This is a genomic window from Caballeronia sp. GAWG1-5s-s (genome assembly GCF_023631445.1).
GTDB lineage: Bacteria > Pseudomonadota > Gammaproteobacteria > Burkholderiales > Burkholderiaceae > Caballeronia.
This window is the reverse complement of the sequence record NZ_JALQDC010000021.1, coordinates 1-19,285: the sequence shown is the minus strand read 5'-3', so window position 1 is coordinate 19,285 and position 19,285 is coordinate 1. Positions and strand designations below refer to the sequence as shown.

The 19,285-nt window shown below is 61.4% G+C and carries 13 protein-coding genes, 2 pseudogenes and 2 CRISPR repeat arrays; of the genes and pseudogenes, 8 read left to right on the top strand and 7 right to left on the bottom strand.

The genetic code is table 11. The features are described from left to right. Positions 1-10: 10 nt before the first annotated feature. The 6 genes from NCR34_RS14245 to NCR34_RS14220 form a co-directional block, all read right to left on the bottom strand. Positions 11-715, bottom strand: coding sequence for a FadR/GntR family transcriptional regulator (locus NCR34_RS14245; RefSeq protein WP_250500194.1), 705 nt, complete (start codon positions 713-715; stop codon positions 11-13). 101 nt (positions 716-816) lie between these two features. After that, positions 817-1,155, bottom strand: a complete 339-nt coding sequence (locus NCR34_RS14240) for a thioredoxin family protein (RefSeq protein WP_175940888.1) — start codon at positions 1,153-1,155, stop codon at positions 817-819. A 211-nt stretch (positions 1,156-1,366) separates the two neighbouring features. After that, the gene (locus NCR34_RS14235; protein WP_250500177.1) at positions 1,367-1,894 is read right to left on the bottom strand and encodes a chromate transporter; all 528 of its coding nucleotides are present in this window, start codon (positions 1,892-1,894) and stop codon (positions 1,367-1,369) included. Continuing rightward, positions 1,891-2,436, bottom strand: a complete 546-nt coding sequence (locus NCR34_RS14230) for a chromate transporter (protein ID WP_206469094.1) — start codon at positions 2,434-2,436, stop codon at positions 1,891-1,893. Before NCR34_RS14230 ends, NCR34_RS14235 begins: the two co-directional genes overlap by 4 nt. 80 nt (positions 2,437-2,516) lie before the next feature. Next, positions 2,517-3,455, bottom strand: coding sequence for a 2-dehydropantoate 2-reductase (gene panE, locus NCR34_RS14225; RefSeq protein ID WP_250500176.1), 939 nt, complete (start codon positions 3,453-3,455; stop codon positions 2,517-2,519). Positions 3,456-3,494: 39 nt separating this feature from the next. After that, positions 3,495-3,836, bottom strand: coding sequence for a hypothetical protein (locus NCR34_RS14220; protein ID WP_206469091.1), 342 nt, complete (start codon positions 3,834-3,836; stop codon positions 3,495-3,497). Between the two features lie 284 nt (positions 3,837-4,120). Between NCR34_RS14220 and gnd the strand changes: the two genes are divergently transcribed. From gnd to NCR34_RS14200, 4 genes and pseudogenes are all read left to right on the top strand, one after another. Beyond that, positions 4,121-5,527 (top strand): NADP-dependent phosphogluconate dehydrogenase, encoded by a 1,407-nt coding sequence (gene gnd / locus NCR34_RS14215; RefSeq protein WP_250500175.1) that lies wholly within the window; start codon positions 4,121-4,123, stop codon positions 5,525-5,527. A gap of 449 nt (positions 5,528-5,976) precedes the next feature. Continuing rightward, positions 5,977-8,233: direct repeats of the CRISPR family, unit length 28 nt; unit sequence GTTCGCTGCCGCGTAGGCAGCTTAGAAA. Positions 8,234-8,441: 208 nt separating this feature from the next. Continuing rightward, positions 8,442-9,434, top strand: a complete 993-nt coding sequence (gene cas1f, locus NCR34_RS14210) for a type I-F CRISPR-associated endonuclease Cas1f (RefSeq protein ID WP_250500193.1) — start codon at positions 8,442-8,444, stop codon at positions 9,432-9,434. Then, a complete protein-coding gene (cas3f, locus tag NCR34_RS14205) occupies positions 9,431-12,952 on the top strand; it encodes a type I-F CRISPR-associated helicase Cas3f (protein WP_250500174.1) in 3,522 nt (1,173 codons plus the stop codon). The genes cas1f and cas3f overlap by 4 nt, the downstream gene beginning before the upstream one ends. Positions 12,953-13,296: 344 nt before the next feature. Further along, positions 13,297-13,979, top strand: a pseudogene (locus NCR34_RS14200) (helix-turn-helix domain-containing protein); the annotation flags it as partial. Positions 13,980-14,057: 78 nt separating this feature from the next. Here NCR34_RS14200 and NCR34_RS14195 read toward each other — a convergent pair. Next, a complete protein-coding gene (locus NCR34_RS14195; RefSeq protein WP_250500173.1) occupies positions 14,058-14,237 on the bottom strand; it encodes a hypothetical protein in 180 nt (59 codons plus the stop codon). 3 nt (positions 14,238-14,240) lie between these two features. Here NCR34_RS14195 and csy1 point away from each other — a divergent pair. The 4 genes and pseudogenes from csy1 (at position 14,241) to cas6f (ending at position 18,127) form a co-directional block, all read left to right on the top strand. Next, positions 14,241-15,409 (top strand): annotated as a pseudogene (gene csy1 / locus NCR34_RS28205) (type I-F CRISPR-associated protein Csy1). A 13-nt stretch (positions 15,410-15,422) separates the two neighbouring features. After that, the gene (gene csy2 / locus NCR34_RS14185; protein ID WP_250500171.1) at positions 15,423-16,475 is read left to right on the top strand and encodes a type I-F CRISPR-associated protein Csy2; all 1,053 of its coding nucleotides are present in this window, start codon (positions 15,423-15,425) and stop codon (positions 16,473-16,475) included. Between the two features lie 63 nt (positions 16,476-16,538). Beyond that, complete coding sequence (gene csy3, locus NCR34_RS14180) at positions 16,539-17,555, top strand: type I-F CRISPR-associated protein Csy3 (protein ID WP_250500170.1); 1,017 nt, start codon at positions 16,539-16,541, stop codon at positions 17,553-17,555. A gap of 5 nt (positions 17,556-17,560) precedes the next feature. After that, complete coding sequence (gene cas6f, locus NCR34_RS14175; RefSeq protein WP_250500169.1) at positions 17,561-18,127, top strand: type I-F CRISPR-associated endoribonuclease Cas6/Csy4; 567 nt, start codon at positions 17,561-17,563, stop codon at positions 18,125-18,127. Positions 18,128-18,257: 130 nt separating this feature from the next. Beyond that, a CRISPR array of direct repeats spans positions 18,258-19,187; the repeat unit is 28 nt; unit sequence GTTCGCTGCCGCGTAGGCAGCTTAGAAA. Positions 19,188-19,285: the final 98 nt, after the last annotated feature.

Genomic DNA, 19,285 nt, shown 5'->3' with positions numbered 1-19,285 from the left:
ATGCGAAGTGTTAGCGAATGCCCGCTTCCGCGAGACGGCGCGCGGCGTTAATAAGATGCGTCTGCGCGGCGTCGCGCGCGGCCACGGCGTCGCCCGCGCGAATGGCATCGGCAATCGCGGCATGCTCCTCGCGCACCTGCCGCGAGAAGTCCTCGCGCAGCGCTTCGTTGCGGCGCGTGACCACGGTGCCGGCCTCCAGATACTGATTGAGAAAAGCGAGCGTCTTCAGGAAATACGGATTGCCGGTCGCGTTCGCGATCTCGCGATGAAACGCCACGTCTTCGGCCACGCCGTCGCGTCCCTCGCGCACGGCTTCGTCGATACGGCCGAGCGCCGCGTCGATAGCCTGCATATGCGCTTCAGTGCGATGCATCGCGGCTTCGGATGCCACTTCGGCTTCGATGGCGCGACGCAGCGCGAGAATCTGCACGACCGCGCCGGGCTCGACGGCCTGCGCGTAGTCGATGCGCAGCGGCCGGATGCCCGCGCGCTCCACGATGAACACGCCGCTGCCCTGCCGCGGCTCGACCATGCCTTCGTTCTTCAGACGCGAGACGGCTTCGCGGATCACCGTGCGGCTCACGCCGAACTCCTGCGCGAGCACGGCTTCGCTCGGCAGCTTGCCGCTCGCGGCGAAACTGCCGTTCTCGATCAGCGTCTGCAATTGCTGCGCGACCGTGTCCGATAGCGCGCGAGGCGGAATCTTTTCGAACAGGCGCGGCGTGGACGGGTGTGAAGTCATCGGGTCATCATACAAGTCAGGCGCGGCGCTGTCTTGCTGGCGATAACCCTGAGCGCGCTAGAAAGCGCGAGCGGTCATTCGGCGAGCGGCTCGTCGATGAGCGCGAGCGCGTCGCGAATCTCGCCGACGTCGCCCGGGCGCACGAGGCGCGCGACTTCCTTGCCTTCGAGCATGAAGATGAGCGTCGGCCACAGCTTCACGCGGAAGGATCGGCCTAGCGGCCGGCCGCTGCCATCCTCGATCTTGATGTGATGCACGCCGCGATGCGCCTGAAACGCCTGCGCGATGAGCGGCTGCGCGGCGCGGCAGAAGCCGCACCAGTCCGTGCCGAATTCGACGACGGTCGGCGCGGTCATCGCGTCGATTTCGCTGCGGTCGGGCGCGGTCTTCGCGTATTCGGTGGTCATGGTCATGGCGCGTTCCTCATGTTTGCATCGGCTTGAGAAGCAGCAGGAAGCCTGCCAGGTTGGCGTTCAGCCGGTTCGTGGCCGAAGCGCGGCAGCTAGTCATTCGTCGGTTGCTGCCCCGAGCCGAACATTAGCGCGGCGTTAGCCGTTAGCGCCCTCTTGCCTTGCTCGTTTGCTTCCGAAGAACCGACAGTCACAATCATTCGCCGTCGTTCGGTCACTGCCCGAAGCCCGACAGCCCGATCAGCGCGCCGCCCGCCAGCAGCCACAGCGGATGCAGCTTCGTCCTGTACGCGAGCACCGCGACCGCCGCCGTGATGCCGACGAGCACCGCCGCGCGGTCCGACGCCTCCGCAATCAGCAGCGCGCTCGCCGCGACGAGTCCGACGGTAATCGGCACGAGCCCGAGCTGCACATAGCGCCGCCACGGGCGGTCCTTGAAGCGCTCCCACGCGTGCAGCGCGAGAATCGTCACGAGCGACGACGGCCCGAACTTCGCGAGCGACGTCACCAGCACGCCCGGCCATCCCGCGACATGCCAGCCGATCAGCGTGACGACCATCATGTTCGGCCCCGGCGCGGCCTGCGCGAGCGCGAAAAGCGCGGAGAAATCCGCCTTCGTCATCCAGTGATGCACCTGCACGACCTGCCGCTGCATCTCCGGCAGGATAGTGTTGCCGCCGCCGAACGCGAGCAGCGACAGCTGGCTGAAGATGGCCGCGAGCGAGAATAGATCGTCTTTCATCGGCGCACCTTCCAGGCGATCAGCACGGAAATGGGCGTGAGCACAAGCATCGACGGGAGCAGCGGCGTGCGCAGCAACGCGATGCCAGCGAACATCACGAGCGCGACGGCGGCGGCCTCCGGCTTCTTGCGCAGCGGCCAGAGCAGCTTCACGGCCATCGCGATCAAGAGTCCCGCCGCGGCCGCCGCGAGCCCTGCGAAGAGATGCGCGACGCGCGGGTCCTGATGCGTGCGTTGATAGATGACGCCGAGCCCGATCACGATCAGCGACGGCCCGACGAGCAGACCAAGCAGACCGGCAATCGCGCCCGGCACGCCGCGAAAGCGCATGCCGACAGCCACGGACAGATTGATCACGTTGCCGCCCGGCAGGAACTGGCACAGGCCGAGTAGATCCGTGAAGGCTTCGGCGTCGAGCCATTTGCGGCGCTCGACGATCTCGCGTCGCGCGAGCGGCAGCGCGCCGCCGAACGCCGTGAGGCCGAGCGTCAGAAAGCCTAAGAAAAGTTCGGGGATCGTGGGACGGGCGGAATCCGGTGGCATGGCGCGGTGAGGGGAGAAAGCGGCAAAAGCCGAGAGCGTACAGCGTCGGGCCGCGCGGCAGAAGCGGTCCGCGCGCGGGTTCATGCCTGAGAAGCGCGCGCCCGCCTTGCTTCATATGCCTTCAGATGCGCATACGCCGTTGCCAGCACGGAGGACGACGCATCCACCGCCGACTTTCGCCGCGCGAGCAGATCGCCGACGATGTGGTCCGCTTCGATCGGCGCGTTGTTCTCGATATCGCGCAGCATGGAAGCCGTCATCTGCGAACCGCGCTCGGAGAAGAACGCACGCCCACGCGCGAGCACGGCGTCGCCGGGTGCGTGGCCGTTGTCGGCGGCGATGCCGCGGCACTCGTCGAACAGCCGTCGCAGCAGCTCTTCGCCGCCCGGCGCGGCCACGATGTCGCCGATCGGCGCGCGCATCAGACACGTGCCGCTCGCGAGCGTCGCGAGAAAGACCCACTTGTCCCACATCGATTGAAGGACGTTCTCGCTCACGTTCAATTCGAAGCGCGCGCCGCCGAGTTGCTGCGCGATGGCGTCGATGCGCGGCGTCCGGCCGCCCGCGCGCTCGCCGATGGTCATCGACTGCATGTTGTTCAGATGCAGGATCGTGCCTTCTGCATCGAGCGTCGCGGCAATCACGCATTGGCCGCCGAGCACGTTCGCGGCGCCGAAACGCGCGTCGAGCGCATCGAGATGAGCCATGCCGTTCAGGAGCGGCAAGATGGCCGTGTTCGGACCCACGGCGGGCGCGAACGAATCGATCGCGCCTTGCAGATCGTAGGCTTTGCAACTCAGCAGAATGAGGTCGAAAGGCTGGTCGATATCCTGCGCGAGAACGATAGGCGGATTCGCGAACGTCAGATCGCCTTCAGGGCTTCGCACGTTCAGGCCGCTTTCGCGCAGCCGCTCGGCGCGGCGTTCACGCACGAGGAAGGTCACGTCCCTGCCCGCCTCCAGTAGCCGAGCGCCGAAATAGCCGCCGATCGCCCCCGCGCCTACGACCAGAATCCGCATGTCTCGCTCCTTATCGCAATAGTTGTTGGATCTTCGCTTTTACGCCTGCCAAACCCCGTAACCCGCTTCGCGCAAGCCGATCGCAAGCTCCACTTCCATGTCGCGTGCGCCGTCGTAGGGCATCGGGTTGTACATCTCGTACAGATGCGGCAAGAGCCGCAGCCCGAATTCGCGCACATAACGATTCGACTGGATGCCCGCCTTGTGCTTGTCGAAACGCACGTCCGGGTCCACGCCCGTCATGCCGACATACACGAACGGCTTGCCGAGCACGTAATCCGGATTCGCACGACGAAAGCGCGCCTCGTTCCAGACCGCGTCCGAGAGTTCGACGACATAAACCGAATAGTGATGCGCTCGCGTGCGCCGGGAAAGCGCCATGATTCGTTGATTGCGTGGCTCTTGGCGCGTTGCGCCGATGGCGGGCGTCCATTCTATGCCGGCGAACCGCGCCGCGCACAACCGCGCACGCTGCCGGATAACGCCCGAAGTGGTAAATTCGGGCGGTCTGCGCTCGCGCACCGGCCGGGCGGCGGCGCAATCCTTCGCCGGTCGGACATGAGGACGACCCCTCCCGCGCGAAGCCCGCATTCAATCGACACGTTTCTTTCCCGGAGCGACACGCGCCACGAGCCGCGATCGCTTCGGTCATTCGGAGATCAAGCATGAGCAAACAAGCTATCGGCGTGGTGGGTCTCGCCGTCATGGGCAGCAATCTGGCCTTGAATATCGAGAGCCGCGGGCACGCTGTGTCGGTCTACAACCGCAGCCGCGCCAGAACCGACGAACTGATTGCCGAACACCCCGACAAGAAGCTCGTGCCCACGTACACGCTCGAAGAGTTCGTGCAGTCGCTCGAAACGCCGCGCCGCATCCTGATGATGGTGAAGGCCGGCGCCGGCACCGACGACACCATCGCGGCGCTGCGTCCGCTGCTCGAAAAAGGCGACATTCTCATCGACGGCGGCAACACGCATTTCACCGACACCATCCGCCGCAATCAGGACCTCGCGAAGTCGGGCCTGCATTTCATCGGCACGGGCGTGTCGGGCGGCGAGGAAGGCGCGCTGAAAGGGCCGTCGATCATGCCGGGCGGACAGAAGGAAGCGTACGAACTCGTCGCGCCGATCCTCACTGAAATCGCCGCGAAAGCGCCGGACGGCGAGCCGTGCGTCGCGTACATGGGACCGGACGGCGCGGGCCACTTTGTGAAGATGGTGCACAACGGCATCGAGTACGGCGACATGCAGCTGATCGCCGAAAGCTACGATGTGCTGAAGCGCGTCGCGGGGCTGTCGAACGAAGAGTTGGGCAAGGTCTATGTTGAGTGGAATCAGGGCGAGCTGGACAGCTATCTGATCGAAATCACGTCGAAGATCTTCTCGAAGAAGGACGAGGAAACCGGCAAGGACCTCGTCGATGTCATTCTGGATCGCGCCGCGCAAAAGGGCACGGGCAAGTGGACGAGCCAGAACGCGCTGGACGTGGGCGCGCCGCTGCCGCTGATCACCGAAGCGGTGTTTGCGCGCGTGCTGTCGTCGCTGAAGGATCAGCGCGTGGCGGCGAGCAAGGTGCTGTCGGGGCCGTCGCCGAAGTTCGACGGCGATCGCGCGGCGTTTATCGAGTCGGTGCGGCGTGCGCTGTATCTCTCGAAGATCGTTTCTTATGCGCAGGGCTTCGCGCAGTTGCGCGCGGCGTCCGAAGAGTACAACTGGAATCTGCAATACGGCGAGATCGCGAAGATTTTCCGTGCGGGCTGTATTATCCGCGCGCGGTTCCTGCAGAAGATCACGGACGCTTATGCGACGAACCCGGCGCTTGCGAATCTGCTGCTCGATCCGTATTTCAGCGATATTGCCGCGAAGTATCAAGACGCATTGCGCGATGTCGTCGTCGCGGCGGTGAAGGCGGGTATTCCGGTGCCGGCTTTCTCATCGGCGATTGCTTATTTCGATGCGTATCGGTCGGAGCGGCTGCCGGCGAATCTCGTGCAAGCGCAGCGGGACTTCTTCGGTGCGCATACGTTCGAACGGACGGATAAGGCGGGGAGTTTTCACGCGAATTGGGCTTGAGGAGTTGGTTTAGGCGTTAGGTGTGATGGGCGGTTTGTGTTGCACTGAGCGCTGAGGGAGCCCTGGCTTTGGCCGGGGCTTTTCGTTTGTGGCTTCGTGCTGCGGTTGCACTCTCGGGGTTCGGAGCGCGCATCGGGGGTTGCGCTGTCGACGGCGCCAGCTCGCTATGGACTCTTGCGGCGCGCTTGTCGACTTCCCCGCAATTGAGCGTCCGGCGACACGCTTTGATACGCAGTCGCTCACTGCGGATGTGCACGTCTGTGGCGTCGATCGGTAGAATCGCGGGAACGGGTGCAGAGGAGTCTGCCGACTGCGAACTACCCTTTTTTTGTTGGGCTAATTCGAGCCTTTTGATTCAAGGGTTTGCGACGATGCCGGTTTTTTGGGTATCTTAGTCTGGCAACGGGCGAATCCGTTGCGGATCAATAGTTTGGTGTCTTTTGTGTCTAGTTCGCTGCCGCGTAGGCAGCTTAGAAAATCATCGGCACCGGCTGCGTCAATGGCTCACCGTTCGCTGCCGCGTAGGCAGCTTAGAAACTATACGACGAGCGTCGGCCAGTCGATGAACGGTTCGCTGCCGCGTAGGCAGCTTAGAAATATCTGCAATACAAGCCGACCGCGAACGGCGGGTTCGCTGCCGCGTAGGCAGCTTAGAAATTGCCGAGCGGCTCCTCGCGTCTCGGTGTGCCGTTCGCTGCCGCGTAGGCAGCTTAGAAAAATGTGGTGCGCTCTAAGCGCCGGGCTTGGCAGTTCGCTGCCGCGTAGGCAGCTTAGAAAATTTGTGCGTGGGCGCACTCGCATCTCGCCGGTTTCGCTGCCGCGTAGGCAGCTTAGAAAAACAGCAAGTGGCACCGCCTGCGCGCGACCAACGTTCGCTGCCGCGTAGGCAGCTTAGAAAACTGCAAACGCCGCACGCTCGTGCGACGCATCGTTCGCTGCCGCGTAGGCAGCTTAGAAAACGTCGTGGGGCCGTCCGTCGAAAACCGCACGAGTTCGCTGCCGCGTAGGCAGCTTAGAAATGCGACCGGCACGCAACCGCGCTGCAGTTTCGAGTTCGCTGCCGCGTAGGCAGCTTAGAAACATGACCTCGGACCCGTACGCCGGCCTCCACTGTTCGCTGCCGCGTAGGCAGCTTAGAAAACGTCGCATCAAGACACAAGCGGCCACCCGTTGTTCGCTGCCGCGTAGGCAGCTTAGAAAACCGACAGGAGTGAAGATGGACAAGACGCTGAAGTTCGCTGCCGCGTAGGCAGCTTAGAAAAACTCAGGTGCCTCCTGAACATCGCTGGCCTGAGTTCGCTGCCGCGTAGGCAGCTTAGAAAACCTCCGCCGCCTGCATCGCTGTTGCCCGGAAGTTCGCTGCCGCGTAGGCAGCTTAGAAATCCATCGGCTGAAAAGAAACATCGTCTGTGTAGTTCGCTGCCGCGTAGGCAGCTTAGAAAATTGCCGGACCGTTGATGACGCGCGTGCAGCCGTTCGCTGCCGCGTAGGCTGCTTAGAAATCGATGGATCAGTGACGGGAAGGCTGCGTCAAGTTCGCTGCCGCGTAGGCAGCTTAGAAAAGTGCGCGAGCGGATAGACGATGCGACGCTGCGTTCGCTGCCGTGTAGGCAGCTTAGAAAGCACACCGGGGCTTGCGGGAGCAGCGATCCGCGTTCGCTGCCGCGTAGGCAGCTTAGAAAATCGTTGCCGCGCATAACGCTGCTTTGAATGCGTTCGCTGCCGCGTAGGCAGCTTAGAAATCGTCATGGCAGTGAAGGGAAGCACGCAAGTCTTTCGCTGCCGCGTAGGCAGCTTAGAAAGTCACCGGGAGCCAGCGTCTTTCGCTCGTATCGTGCGCTGCCGCGTAGGCAGCTTAGAAAGTCGGCCGGCACGCTGTCCTGCTTCGGGAAGACTTCGCTGCCGCGTAGGCAGCTTAGAAAGCACCGAGGATCGAGATGACCGATCCGCTTCGCGTTCGCTGCCGCGTAGGCAGCTTAGAAACTCCTGCAAGAAGCACACTGCTGCAAACCTTGGTTCGCTGCCGCGTAGGCAGCTTAGAAATGCTGCGCCGAGCGATGAGCGGATCAGAGAACGTTCGCTGCCGCGTAGGCAGCTTAGAAACTCACGTCATGACGACTCGAGCATCGTGTTCGCGTTCGCTGCCGCGTAGGCAGCTTAGAAATGAGCCTACGGGGCGCCCGGCCCCGGCACGCCGTTCGCTGCCGCGTAGGCAGCTTAGAAAAACGAAGCGATTCCCGGCCAGCACCGCGGCGAGTTCGCTGCCGCGTAGGCAGCTTAGAAAAATTGTTGATGGCCCAGTTAAGAGCTTCGACTTGTTCGCTGCCGCGTAGGCAGCTTAGAAAAGTTTGTGCATCAGCGCGGACAGTGTATTGCGCGTTCGCTGCCGCGTAGGCAGCTTAGAAAGGTGCCAGGCACCGACGACGCGATCGTGTGCGGTTCGCTGCCGCGTAGGCAGCTTAGAAAGAAATGGAGGGCTACATCCCGCGCTACGGCGAGTTCGCTGCCGCGTAGGCAGCTTAGAAATGACGCGGCGACCGCTGCTGCCGTGAGAGATAGTTCGCTGCCGCGTAGGCAGCTTAGAAACATCGCATGAGAAAGGAAGTTACTGACACGGTGTTCGCTGCCGCGTAGGCAGCTTAGAAAGACGATGATTCTCTTGACGGTGACACGCCCGGGTTCGCTGCCGCGTAGGCAGCTCACAAAGCGTTGAAGACCAGTTTGCAACGGTCCATGTTATCCGCTGCCGCCAGGCAGCTAGAACCACCCGGAAGGACCATAAACAAACCCTCAACCCTCGCCCTCCTTGCGCCAGCGCAAAATTGACGATTCCCGAGTACGACAATCGATTACCCCTCTGCTAGAGTCGATCCCACATCGACCAATCGGACTCTTCACACACATTCAAGGCAGCATGGAATCGATACGGACTACGGACCTTAAGACCATCCTGCATTCAAAGCGCGCCAATCTGTACTACTTGGAACATTGCCGCGTACTCGTGAAGGGTGGACGCGTCGAATACGTGACTGACGCGGGTAAGAAAAGTCTCTATTGGAATATCCCGATCGCCAATACAACCAGTATTCTGCTCGGAACAGGCACGTCCGTCACGCAGGCGGCCATGCGCGAGCTCGCCAAGGCGGGAGTGCTGGTGGGCTTTTGCGGCGGTGGCGGCACGCCGCTCTTCAGCGCGAACGAGACTGACGTCGAAGTGGCGTGGATGTCGCCTCAAAGCGAATACCGGCCGACCGAGTATCTTCAGGCGTGGGTTCGCTTCTGGTTCGACGATGCGCTGCGTCTAGCCGCCGCCAAGCAGTTGCAGACAAAGCGGCTCGAACGACTTCAGCAGGCGTGGACCGCACAACCGTTGCGAGAGACTGGATTCTCCGTCGACGTCGACCGTTTGCAGGCGCTCGTCCGGCAGGCTGTCGACCAGATCGCGCATGCACCGGACTCTACCGCGCTGCTCACCGTCGAAGCTCGCCTGACCAAGGCTCCCTTCAAGCTCGCGGTGGACACCGTCGGCTACGGGGAATTCACTCGCGCGAAACGTGGCAGCGGCACCGATGCCGCCAATCGTTTCCTCGATCACGGCAACTATCTCGGCTACGGCCTCGGCGCCACGGCGACCTGGGTTCTGGGCCTGCCCCACGGACTCGCCGTGTTGCACTGCAAAACGCGACGCGGTGCGCTCGTGTTCGATGCCGCCGATTTGATCAAGGATGCCGTGATACTACCGCAGGCATTTTTGTCGGCTATGCGCGGCGACGACGAGCAGCAGTTCCGCCGGCAATGCATCGAGGCGCTCACGCGCGACGAGTCAGTGGACTTCATCATCGACGCGCTGAAAGCCATCGCCATCGAAACTGCTGCTCGCGCCAAGCCACCCGCTGTTCTCCCATGAACGTGCTGTTCGTCTCGCAATGTACCAAGCGCGCGCTCACTGAGACACGGCGCGTTCTCGACCAGTTCGCCGAACGGCGCGGCGACCGCACTTGGCAGACGCCGATCACGCAAGCGGGACTCGATACGGTACGCAAGCTGTTGCGCCAAAACGCGCGCAAGAACACGGCCGTCGCTTGCCATTGGATACGCGCGCGTGACCACAGCGAGCTTCTGTGGATCGTCGGTGATGCACGGCAATTCAATGCTGAAGGAGCAGTGCCGACCAATGTCACCGCGAACGACGTGCTGCATGCCGACGATGAAACCGCGTGGCACCGGCTACCCGCGGTGTCGGCACTGTCCGCCCTCGCCGCTCTGCTGCATGACTTGGGCAAGTCCTCCCGGGCTTTTCAGGACCGACTGCGCAATCCCGGCTTGAGGGAGCGCAATCACTACCGTCATGAATGGGTATCGGTGCGCTTGTTTCAGGCGTTCGTCGGGGACGCGCAGGACGATGCGGACTGGCTGCGTCGTCTGGCATCCAGTGCGGATGCGTCCACCGACGTGCAGGCGTTCGAGGCGCAGTGGCTTGATCACCGAGGCGGTCGCCTGCTGCGCGACGGACGCGATGAGCCGCAAGCGAGCGCTCGCTTGCCGTTCGCCACCATGCCGCCTTTGGCGCAGGCCGTGGCATGGCTGATCATGACGCATCACCGCATGCCGTGCAAACCGGTCAGAAAAGAAGACGGCAACGTGGACGCCGATCTCGAGGAGCCGGAGCACCGCTGGCGCCGTTTCGGAGCCAACCTCAGATCGGTGCATCAGCACGAACTGCTCGATTTACTCGGTCGAGTTGACGCGGACTGGAATGAGCCTCGGGAAGACGTGTCGCATGCCGTACTGGACGCCCACTGGTCCTTTCCCTTCGGCCTGCCGGTTGCGACATCTTCTTGGCGGAAACAAGCGGCGCGCTACGCACGCAAGCTACTGGACTTGCCGAAAGCAGCCATACCCACCGCGCTGGACGATCCGTTCATGATGCACGTGTCGCGGTTATGCCTGATGCTTGCGGATCATCATTATTCGAGCATCGAAGACGAAGCGCGTCGCAAGCCGTATCTCAATCCAGACTATCCGCTGTACGCGAATACGCGCCGTCAAACGAACTCCGACCAGTTGCCGCGTCTGGCGTTCAATCAAACGCTAGATGAGCACCTGCTCGGTGTGCAAGCACACGCTTCGCTCATCACGCGTTCGCTGCCGACGCTGGCGCGCAGCCTGCCCACGCTTCAGAACCATCGCAGCCTAAAGAAACGCAACACCGACCCGCGCTTCCAATGGCAGGACAAAGCAACCGATCTTGCTGCCGGTGTACGGCTACGTGCGGCCGAGCATGGTGCGTTCGTGGTCAACATGGCATCGACGGGCTGCGGCAAAACAATCGGCAACGCACGGATCATGAACGCGCTTGCCGACCCACAGTTTGGCATGCGCTGTGCGTTTGCAATCGGCCTTCGTACGCTCACCTTGCAAACGGGGCGCAGCTTCCAGCGTGATCTCGCGCTGAACGACGAACAACTAGCCATCAAGGTGGGCGGAGCGGCCAGCCGTGCGTTATTCGAATATGGAGAGAGTCAGGCTGAATCGACCGGATCTGCATCCGCTCAGGACTTGCTCGACGAAGGCGGGCAGGTGCTCTTCGAGGGCAACGACCGCCATCCCCTTCTACAGCGACTAGTCGATGATCCGCGCATGCGTTCGCTCATCGCGGCCCCGTTGCTCGTCTGCACCGTCGACCACCTGACGCCCGCCACCGAAAGTCTGCGCGGAGGGCGCCAGATTGCACCGATGCTGCGGCTGATGACTGGCGATCTGGTTCTCGACGAGCCGGACGATTTCGACATGGACGACCTTCCCGCGCTGACGCGACTCGTGCATTGGGCAGGGCTTCTGGGTTCGCGCGTGCTGTTGTCTTCAGCTACCTTGCCGCCGGCGTTGGTGCAAGGGCTGTATCTCGCCTATCTGGATGGTCGGCGTCACTATCAACGTAACCGCGGCGAACGGCCCGACGAACCGCCGCGTGTCCCGTGCCTGTGGGTCGACGAGTTCGCGCAATCGCATGCGGACTGCGCCACTGGCGACGAATTCTCAGCAGTGCATGATGCGTTCGTGCAGAAGCGCTGCTTACATCTGGCCAAGGCGGAAGTCCGGCGACGAGTCCAACTGATAAAAGTGCCTGTGCAGGAATGGAAAGCGATGCGCAAGCAGAAGCGCCGTGAAGCGTTCGCATCGCTTGCACTCGAGCGCGCGTGGACCTTGCACCAAGACGCGCAGAACCACACCGTCGACCCCGCGACAGGCAAGCGTGTGAGTTTCGGCCTGATTCGAATGGCCAATATCGACGCGCTATTCGACGTCGCACTGGCGATGTATCGGCAGGGCTCACCGGCAGAGGGCGTGCGCGTGCACCTTTGCGTGTATCACTCGCAATTCCCGCTTATCGCGCGCTCGCACATCGAGCAGCAGTTGGATGCCGTGTTCGATCGCCGCCCGAGTGCGCACGAGAGAAGTGCATCAGTGCAGCACCCTTCCGTGCGCGCTTTGCTAGAAGCGCACGATGAGCCGCACCACGTGTTCGTGGTCCTTGCGTCGCCGGTTTGCGAAGTCGGTCGAGACTGGGATGCGGATTGGGCGATCGCCGAACCGTCGTCGATGCGTTCGTTCATCCAGCTTGCTGGGCGTGTGCGACGCCATCGGTCCGGGTGCGTCGAGCGGGCGAACATCGCGCTATTCGATACGAACCTGAGGTACTTCGAGCGGCGCAGCGAAGCGGACCCCGTCTTCTCCAAGCCCGGCTTCGAGATGAACAGACGCACCGGCAATCGAGCTGACCACGTAAAAGACTCCCAGGAGTTTTTCCATCTGGAGTCGCATCAGTTGAGCAGCTTGCTAGATCTGCCTCCTTCCGACAATGATTGGCCTATCGATGCGCAGCCCCGCATTCAGCAGCCGAAAACGCTGCATCCGCGTTCCCGCCTGGCCGACCTAGAGCACGCCCGCATGCGTGACACGATGTTGCCGCGCGACGAAACCAGCCGGCTCTGCACGCCCGTCTCCCGCGATGCCACACGGCATTGGTACAGTCGGGAAGACCGGCAGACGCGAATTTGGCTAACCGGTGTGCTGCCGCAGTTGCAGCGATTTCGCCGCGAATCTCAGCCACGCGAAGACGTCGTGTTGCTGCCCACGGAGGACGAGAACAGGTTGCGCCTGTATCGTGTCATCGATCAGTCGGATGGCGAGAAGAGGCCTTTCGTCGATATTCGCAATCTCTTGTTCACGATTTCGGACTCTGATCTGAGCGGTCCCGGCATTGGCTCATGGTTCCACGTCGACCTCATTGACCTTCTGCGGCAATGGGCCGTCGCGCAAGATCAGAGTCTCTTGGCCAGTGCTCGAAGTATGGCGGTCGTCAGCTTGCCCAAGTCGGAAGACGGCTGGAAATACCACCCGGCATTGGGCTTCAAGAAGGTGTGACAGAGGGCTGCCTGTGCGGCAGAAAAAGACGCCAATTCCGGAGAGCTGACTTTGCTGAGCTACCTCTTCGGCAGCATGAGCGTTAATCATACCGCATAACTAAATAGTTGAGGTTATTCCGAAATCTATTCTCTGAGAGTTGACTGGCTCCCCACGAGCCGAATACGCTTCTCCAACACGGGAGACTCTTCGTCCCGCGCCCGATGTTAAGCATATGCCAGACGCGCGCCGCGCCGGTCCTAGCACCGAGCGATGCTTTCTACGGGTTCATGGCAGGAGACCGTGGAGCTTTCCAGCGCAGCTGCGTGGTGCCCGTCCAACTTTACAGTGTTTAGGAGACCAATTTGCTTAATATGAGTGAACTTCAGGCGCACGGTTGCTGGCCTCGCTATCAGCCAGAGCAGGTCGAATGGGTGCAAGACGAAGGTCCTACGCTATCGGTGCATCTGAAGCCAATTAGCAAGGTCATGCATTGCGGGCAATGCGGAAGTCGTTGCACTCAGGTTCATGAGACGACCATGCGACGCGTGCGCGACCTGCCGTGTAACGGATATCCGGTCGTCTTGCACGTGCCGCGCCGCCGGGTCTGGTGCGAACGCTGCGGTGGACCGCGACTGGAGAGGTTGCCGTGGCTGGGCCGCTACCGGCGGATAACCGAGCGTCTTGCCAAAGCGTGCGAGAAGCGACTGCAGACATCCAGTGTGAACGCGGTAGCGGCTTTCTACGGTCTGAGCTGTCATACGGTCAATTCGATCGACCAGATGCGCCTGCGTAAGCGCGTCGCGGCGCCCCTCTCGTCGCGCGTCCAGTATCTGGTGATTGACGAGTTTCCGCTACACAGGTGCCATCGACACGCCACGGTGCTGGTAGATCCGCTCGGCCGGCAGTTGCTGTGGATCAGCGCGGGACGCTCGCGCGAGACGGCCCGCGCCTGCTCGAGCAGCGTTCCGATCGCATCGCGGCGCGCATCGAAGCGATCGCGATCGCCATCGTCATGACTACGGCATACGAAATGAAGATCGAGGCGTAGTCTGCGCAGAATTTCGGTAAGCCTATATCAACCCTTTTATGAGTCTTTGCCCAAAAGGAAAGCCCAATGTCCGACTCACCCGCCATTGAAGATCATCCGAACTTCGGTGCCGCCATCAATGCATTCCTGCTTAACCGTCTTCAAACAAAACTCGACAAGCTTCCGCCCGAGGATCCGAGGCGCGCCGAAGTTATCGCGGATTATGAACGCGACACGTGGCTCGAAAGCGCAGCGCGGCGCGTCGAGCAGATTCAAGCCGTGACGCATTCCCTGAAACCGATGCATCCCGAGGCACGCGGCACCAACATCTACATAACACCATCCAGTTTGCCGGCGCTGAACGAGTTAGGCAGTCACGCGCTCGGCAGTCAGTTTGCGGTAGATGTCGTGGGAAACGCAGCAGCACTGGATGTGTACAAGCTGTTAAAGCTGCAGGTCCAGGGGCGCAACTTGCTGGAGGCCCTCCGTGCCAACGACACAGACGCGCTCCAAGCGCTCGACGATGAACCCGCCAAAGCCAAGTCACTAAGAGACGCACTAATCAGCCTGACCGACGAGCGCGATGCCGGCGCTACCTCACATGTAAGAGCCAAGCAGTTGTATTGGCTCGTAGGTGAAGATGCCGCTGACGATGCGCAATATCATCTTCTCGCGCCGCTTACGCCACCTCGCTCGCTCAAACGGTTTACGAGGACGTTCAAGACGTGCGTTTCGGCGAGCAGAACAAGCTCGCCCGGCAAGCTCGCCGCGACGGCTTGCCCTTCGACGGCGTGTACCGAGAATACCGTGATCTCGCCGTTCAGAAATTGGGAGGCACGAAGCCGCAGAACATTTCCCAACTCAATAGCGAACGCGGCGGGAACAACTACTTACTGTCGTCGCTGCCACCGCCCGTCTGGCAGAGCCAGCGCCACTACCTTCCCGTCAATGCGCGCTCCATCTTCGAAAGAGCATTCGGCGCGCGCCCGTTGGTGCGTACGGTCCTGCGCGAACTCGAGTCCGTACTGTTAGACAGCCGACCGAAAAACATGCACACGCGCGATCGCGTCGGCGAGCTCGTCAACGAGCTTGTCGATGAACTCGTCGCCTACGCCGGCGAACTGCTCCAACATCCGGCGGGCTGGACGAGGGACGAAGCCTTTGAGGATCTGGCGGAAGAGGAGCAACTGTGGCTCGATCCGCTTCGGGCCGAATTGCCGGAAGAAGGCGAGTTCGCCAGCCGCTGGTTGTCGCTGGACTGGCCCGCGCATGTGGGAGAACGTTTCGGCAAATGGCTCAATGCCCGGCTGCGGGACAAGCTACCCGAGGTCGGATACTTCGAGTCTCGCGAGTGGCGAAGAATCCTCCTGGACGATGAGGGTAGCTGGATGCAACACCTACGCATCGTACGTGAACGGCTCGATTCCCGATGCGCAATAACCAGCTAACAGGGTCACAGACATGACCAGATCAAACGCTCCCGAGGCGCTGCTCGTACTGCCGCATCTGCGCGTGCAAAACGCCAACGCCATTTCGAGCCCCCTCACACATGGCTTCCCGTCCATTACCGCCTTCACGGGGCATATGTGGGCATTGCAACGCAAGCTCGTTGCCGCTCATATACCCATCAAGCTCGACGCGGTGGGCGTGGTGTGCCATCACCACGAAGAGCAGGTAACGGATGGATACGTCAAGACCTTTCGCCTGACGCGCAATCCCCTCGATAGCAGCGGCCAGAGTGCGGCCATTGCAGAAGAAGGTCGGATGCATTTGGACGTTACCTTGCTTTTTTTGGCGACACCGCACGCAAACAACGGTGTCAGCGCTCCGTGGCCACTGAATCAGGAAGCGCAATTCGGCGAATGGGCTGCGCAGATCGGCGAAGTGGTCGCGCGTATGCGCATCGCCGGCGGGAGCGTGCTTCCGACTCGTCCCAAACCGGGACGACGCACACGGCCGTGGATGGCATTGCTTCCGGAAGACCACGATGAAAAGACACGCGCCTTCGCTCGTTGGCGACGCCAGTGGCTGCCAGGCTATGCGCTGGTTGGGCGCGACGATCTGTTGACCGATCGTCTTCGCACACTGAGTAACGAAGAGTCCGGTGCTACGTTGCTCGATGCCTGGCTACACGCGGCGCGGTTCAATCATCAGCCCGTGTCGGAGGGCGACGCTCAGGAAACATCGAGTAAAAAGTTGCGATGGGCAGACCCCGCCAGGCAAAAGGGCGGCGGCTGGACCGTGCCGATACCCGTAGGGTACGCGGCGCTCCGAGAGCCGCATCCTGCCGGCAGCGTCGCCAACGCGCGCGATGCTTCCACACCCTTCGTCTTCGTGGAGTCGGTCTACTCGTTCGGCGAATGGATCAGCCTCCATCGACTGAGCGGCGTCCATGAACTGATGTGGCGGCCGGAAACCGATCCTGCGACCGGTTTATATCGCTGCCGAAGCGGTTACGTGTTCAATGACTCGGCTCTCTCACGGACCGATACCGAGAACCTCGAATTCGATTGAATCAATGTAGCCCACGCCGGGCTCATCACGTCCTTTCATCACCTCATTTAGTTAAGCTAAGATATGTCTGAAAAAATCACTACCGCATCCGTCCTCGCCTTCGAGCGCAAACTGGATCCATCGGACGCCTTGTTCCACTCGGGCCGCTGGGACGATCGCGGCGATGCATCCGCCTGGACACCGATCCGTATTCGAGAAAAATCGGTGCGCGGCACGATCTCCAACCGTCAGAAGACCAAGGATCAGGATCCGGCGAAGCTGGATGCGTCCATCCAGAATCCCAACCTGCAAACAGTCGATGTCGCCGCGTTGCCCGCCGACGCCGACACGCTCAGGGTTCAGTTCACATTGCGAGTGCTGTCGGGCGCGGGCACGCCATCGGCGTGTAATAGCGCACCTTACCGGGCGAAACTGCAAGGCGTCGTTGATAGCTACGTCGCGCAACAAGGCTATACCGAATTGGCGACCCGTTACGCGGCCAATCTGGCTAACGGACGCTTCCTTTGGCGCAACCGCATGGGAGCGGAAAGCGTGCAGGTGGACGTGGCGCAACAGAAGAACGGCCAATCCGAACGAGCCTGGTCCTTCGACGCCCTGTCCGTCAGCCTTCGCGCGATGAGCGAATTCGATTCGGATATCGCGGCACTGGGTCAACTGATAGCTGCCGGCCTGGCTGGCGATGCGCATGTGCTGTTGCAGGTCACGGCCTACGTGCGCCTTGGGTTCGGACAGGAAGTGTTCCCGTCACAAGAGCTGATTCTCGACAAGGGCAGCAGCCGAAAAAGCAAAACGCTCTACGACGTGCAGGATGTTGCAGCCATTCACTCGCAAAAGATCGGAAACGCTGTGCGGACCATCGACACGTGGTACCCGGACGCACACGAACTCGGGCCGATTGCCGTGGAGCCGTACGGCTCTGTCACGACGCAAGGCAAGGCGTATCGTCAGCCCAAGCAGAAGCAGGATTTCTACACGCTACTGGATGACTGGTTGCTCAGAGACAAGACGCCGCCTGTCGAGCAGCAACACTTCGTCATGGCCGTGATGATCCGTGGCGGCGTTTTCGGCGATGCGAGCTGACGGCCATGACCAGCCACTACATCGACATCACGCTGTTACCCGATCCCGAGTTCAACCGGGCGCATCTGCTGGGCGCGCTCGTGGCGAAGCTGCATCGAGCGTTGGTGCGGCTTCATGCGGAGCAGATCGGCATCAGTTTTCCTGGGTATAGCTTACGCCCGCGTACATTGGGCGACGTTTTGCGATTGCATGGCACGGAAGCCGAGCTGCAGTCGCTGATGGCGCAAGCTTGGCTCCAGGGCATGAGGGATCATGTGAAGGTCACGCGCTGCGTATCGGTGCCGCCGGATGTGGCGCACTGTGTCGTACAACGTCGGCAGTTCAAAACCAATGCCGAGCGGTTGCGGCGACGTCGTATGCGACGCAAGGGCGAATCGGCGGAGCAGGCTGCGGCTGCGATTCCGGACAGCGTCGAACGACGTCCGCATCTGCCGTATGTGCAACTCCGCAGTGCCAGCACAGGGCAGTCGTTTTGCCTGTTCGTGGAGCAGGTGGTGTCGGCGTCTGGTGCGGTGGCAGGTGCGTTCAACGCTTACGGGCTCAGTTGCGGTGGCAGCGTGCCTTGGTTTTAACCCTTTTTTGGCGGTGGAGCTCCGGGGCCTGAAGGATCAACGGGTTGCGATCTGTTCGAGAATTTGGGTACTTTGGCCGTATCTTCGCTAGTTTTCTTTTGAATCAGCGGGTTGCTGTCATTTGGGCCTAGTTCGCTGCCGCGTAGGCAGCTTAGAAAACTGCCCCGTAACGACGCCGACGATCTGTGTATGTTCGCTGCCGCGTAGGCAGCTTAGAAAGTGCGGAAACGGTCGTTGGTCTGCCGTATTGCGTTCGCTGCCGCGTAGGCAGCTTAGAAACACTGCGTCGAGGGCATCCCGCACTGGTTGGCGTTCGCTGCCGCGTAGGCAGCTTAGAAAGTCCGCACCTATGAGCAGAGGATCGCTACGACGTTCGCTGCCGCGTAGGCAGCTTAGAAGGCTCGACTCGTTCATACGGTTAGCCATGTAATGTTCGCTGCCGCGTAGGCAGCTTAGAAAAGATCGAGTAGCTCAAGACCGGCGGCTGATGCGTTCGCTGCCGCGTAGGCAGCTTAGAAATTTCAGGAACAGCACTGCATCGGCGCGTGTCCGTTCGCTGCCGCGTAGGAAGCTTAGAAACTTAAGTGCGCCCCATGCCTCTAGATATTCTTGTTCGCTGCCGCGTAGGCAGCTTAGAAAAGTGAAGACACTTAGCCCCAGCTGATACGGCGTGTTCGCTGCCGCGTAGGCAGCTTAGAGATACGCCTATGCGCACTTGGCCGCCAATTGCTCGTTCGCTGCCGCGTAGGCAGCTTAGAAAGGCCACTGCACATCTAACACGACACATTCCGCGTTCGCTGCCGCGTAGGCAGCTTAGAAAAGCTTCGCGGCTTCGTCGCTCTGCTTCGCTTGGTTCGCTGCCGCGTAGGCAGCTTAGAAAATTTGACGAGAAGGTGAGTAGGCGGGCTCGCCGTTCGCTGCCGCGTAGGCAGCTTAGAAAGCCCAGCGCGACGCCCGTCAAGGTGGCCAGGCGTTCGCTGCCGCGTAGGCAGCTTAGAAATTCATGCTCGACGTTGAGAACGACGACCTGTAGTTCGCTGCCGCGTAGGCAGCTTAGAAATTCGCAAGATGCCGTTTCGAACGTATGCGGTCCAGAAACAACGTCCTTCCAATGAGCGGCTGAAGGTCTGAACCTATGTGTCCGCGTGGACACATGCA

Excerpts from the sequence above, each read along its gene's own strand:
- NCR34_RS14240 (WP_175940888.1), bottom strand. The coding sequence starts at position 1,155 with ATGACCATGACCACCGAATACGCGAAGACCGCGCCCGACCGCAGCGAA.
- NCR34_RS14235 (WP_250500177.1), bottom strand. The coding sequence starts at position 1,894 with ATGAAAGACGATCTATTCTCGCTCGCGGCCATCTTCAGCCAGCTGTCG.
- NCR34_RS14230 (WP_206469094.1), bottom strand. The coding sequence starts at position 2,436 with ATGCCACCGGATTCCGCCCGTCCCACGATCCCCGAACTTTTCTTAGGC.
- panE (WP_250500176.1), bottom strand. The coding sequence starts at position 3,455 with ATGCGGATTCTGGTCGTAGGCGCGGGGGCGATCGGCGGCTATTTCGGC.
- NCR34_RS14220 (WP_206469091.1), bottom strand. The coding sequence starts at position 3,836 with ATGGCGCTTTCCCGGCGCACGCGAGCGCATCACTATTCGGTTTATGTC.
- gnd (WP_250500175.1), top strand. The coding sequence starts at position 4,121 with ATGAGCAAACAAGCTATCGGCGTGGTGGGTCTCGCCGTCATGGGCAGC.
- cas1f (WP_250500193.1), top strand. The coding sequence starts at position 8,442 with ATGGAATCGATACGGACTACGGACCTTAAGACCATCCTGCATTCAAAG.
- cas3f (WP_250500174.1), top strand. The coding sequence starts at position 9,431 with ATGAACGTGCTGTTCGTCTCGCAATGTACCAAGCGCGCGCTCACTGAG.
- csy2 (WP_250500171.1), top strand. The coding sequence starts at position 15,423 with ATGACCAGATCAAACGCTCCCGAGGCGCTGCTCGTACTGCCGCATCTG.
- csy3 (WP_250500170.1), top strand. The coding sequence starts at position 16,539 with ATGTCTGAAAAAATCACTACCGCATCCGTCCTCGCCTTCGAGCGCAAA.
- cas6f (WP_250500169.1), top strand. The coding sequence starts at position 17,561 with ATGACCAGCCACTACATCGACATCACGCTGTTACCCGATCCCGAGTTC.